Raw genomic sequence first — 2394 nt, forward strand, 5'->3', positions numbered from 1 at the left:
GTTCATGAAGGTACCGTCGGCCCGCTTCGGCGAGCACCGGGTGTTCGAGCAGCTCGGCGTGCCGATCGAAGGCCTGGGCGACGGCTTCAGCTGGAAAAGCCGCGACCTCGAACACTCGGCGCAGCTCGCGAAGGACGGCTGGGCGCGCGCCGAGGCGACGATCCGGGCCGGCGAGCATTTCCTCGTCGTGCTCGACGAGGTGATGTACCCGCTGCGCTACGGCTGGCTGCCGCTCGATGCGGTGCTGGCCTGCCTGCGCGAGCGGCCGGCGCATGTGCACGTGGTGCTGACCGGGCGCGGCGCACCGGCCGAGCTCGTCGAGCTGGCCGACACCGTCACCGAGATGACATTGGTCAAGCACCACTACAAGGCCGGCGTGCCGGCGCAGCGCGGCATCGAGGACTGAGGCGGTGATGCTCGCTGCCGCGCTGCTGCTCGCCTGGACCTGGGACGCCTGCTTCGGCGAGCCGCGCGACGCGCTGCACCCGGTCGCGTGGTTGGGGCATGTGCTGGGGCCGGTGGGCCGCGCCGTGCGGCGCGGGTCGCCGTGGCCGGCCTTCGTCGGCGGGGCGCTCGCATGGTGCGTCGGCGCGGGCCTGCTCGCGGTGCTCGGCGGGCTGTTGCAGCGCGAACTGTCGGCGTGGCCGTGGTGGATGTCGGTGCCGCTGCTGGCGCTGCTGCTGAAGCCGTGTTTCGCATGGCGCATGCTGCGCGACGAGGTGGTGGCGATCGAGCGTTCATTGGGGCAGGGCGTGGAGACTGCGCGGCGGCAGCTCGCGCGCGTGGTGAGCCGCGACACCGCGGCGCTCGATGAAGCCGCCATCCGCGAGACCGCGATCGAGACACTGGCCGAGAACCTGAACGACTCGCTGGTCGCGCCGCTGTTCTGGTACGCGGTGGCCGGCCTGCCGGGGGCGCTGGTCTACCGCTTCGCGAACACGGCGGATGCGATGTGGGGCTACCGCGGCGAGTGGGAATGGGCCGGCAAGTGGGCGGCGCGGGCGGACGACGTGCTGTCGTGGGTGCCGGCGCGGATCACCGCGGTGCTGCTGCATCCGCCGGTGCGCCTGGTCGACTGGCGCCGGCTGCAGCGCCAATCGCGGCTGACCCCGTCGCTGAACGGCGGCTGGCCGATGGGGGCGATGGCGATGCGGCTGGGCGTGCGGCTCGGCAAGCCGGGCGTGTACACGCTGAACGCACGGGCGAGGGTGCCGCGCGCGGCCGATGTGCGCGTGGCCTTGCGGTATGCCGGCATTGCCGCCTGGATCTCGGTGGCCATGGCGGCCATCGCGCTGCTGGCAAGGAGCGTCTGACGTGGTGCACGGCGGACCGGACGCCCAGGGCATGCCGCGCTGGGATTTCTCGACCAACGCGAACGCCTGCGGCCCGGCGCCGATCGCGTGGGACGAGGTCGACGCAAGCCGCTATCCGGACCCGTCGTACACCGACCTGCGCGCGGCGCTTGCCGAACACCACGGCGTCACCTCCGGCCGCATCGTGATCGCCGCCAGCGCCAGCGAGTTCATCGCCCGCATCAGCACCGCCATCGCGCTCGCCAGGCCAGGCGCCGGTGTGTTCATCCCGCGCCCCTGCTACGGCGACTACGCGGCAGCGGCGGCGGCACGCGGCCTGCGCGAGGTCGAACGCGATGCCGCGGCGCTGGTCTGGCACGCCTCGCCGAGCAGCCCGCTGGRCCGGTCGGCGCCGCTGGCCTGCGTCGACGGTGCGGTGCACGTCATCGACCGCGCCTACGCCCCGCTGCGGCTGAGCGGCCAGCCCCTGCCGCTGCCCGATACCGCATGGCAGCTGTGGTCGCCGAACAAGGCCCTCGGCCTGACCGGCATCCGCGCGGCCTATGCGATTGCTCCCGAAGCCGATCCCCTGGTCCAACCGCTGCGGGATCTCGCGCCCTCGTGGCCGGTCGGCGCCCATGGCGTCGCGATGCTGACCGCCTGGACCACGCCGGCCACGCAGCACTGGCTGCATGACTCGCTGGCCACGCTGCGCCGCTGGAAGGCGCGCCAGCTCGACCTCTGCGTCACGCTCGGCTGGCAGGGCGAGGACAGCGAGACGCCGTTCCACGTCGCGCGCGGCGACGGCCTGGTCGAACGCCTGCCGCGCCTGCGCGAGCACGGCATCAAGCTGCGCGACACCGCATCGATGGGCCTGCCCGGCGCCGTGCGTCTCGGCGTCCGGCCTCCCGACGCCCAGGATGCGCTCGCTCGCGCCTGGAGGGAGATCACGCGATGACCGCCCGCGCCGTGATGGTCCTCGGCACCACCAGCGGGGCCGGCAAGAGCTGGCTCGCGACCGCGCTGTGCCGCTGGTATGCGCGCCAGGGCCTGAAGGTCGCGCCGTTCAAGGCGCAGAACATGAGCAACAACGCGCGCGTCG

Annotated in this window: 4 protein-coding genes; all 4 read left to right on the plus strand. The window is 73.2% G+C overall.

The window, feature by feature from the left end; genetic code table 11:
* A partial coding sequence (locus tag AC1D01_RS30430) for a cob(I)yrinic acid a,c-diamide adenosyltransferase (protein WP_477873080.1) occupies positions 1–406 on the plus strand: 406 nt, incomplete at its 5' end.
* A 7-nt stretch (positions 407–413) separates the two neighbouring features.
* Positions 414–1313 carry an adenosylcobinamide-phosphate synthase CbiB gene (gene cbiB / locus AC1D01_RS30435; RefSeq protein WP_477873082.1) on the plus strand — a complete coding sequence of 300 codons (900 nt, stop codon included), beginning with the start codon at positions 414–416 and terminating at the stop codon, positions 1311–1313.
* Between the two features lie 31 nt (positions 1314–1344).
* Positions 1345–2250, plus strand: coding sequence for an aminotransferase class I/II-fold pyridoxal phosphate-dependent enzyme (locus AC1D01_RS30440; protein ID WP_477873084.1), 906 nt, complete (start codon positions 1345–1347; stop codon positions 2248–2250).
* A partial coding sequence (locus AC1D01_RS30445; protein ID WP_477873086.1) for a nucleotide-binding protein occupies positions 2247–2394 on the plus strand: 148 nt, incomplete at its 3' end. The genes AC1D01_RS30440 and AC1D01_RS30445, both read left to right, overlap by 4 nt.

This window comes from Rhizobacter sp. P3_B12 (genome assembly GCF_056402895.1).

Bases quoted from the DNA above. Each gene is read 5' to 3' on its own strand.
- cbiB (WP_477873082.1), top strand. From the start codon at position 414: ATGCTCGCTGCCGCGCTGCTGCTCGCCTGGACCTGGGACGCCTGCTTC.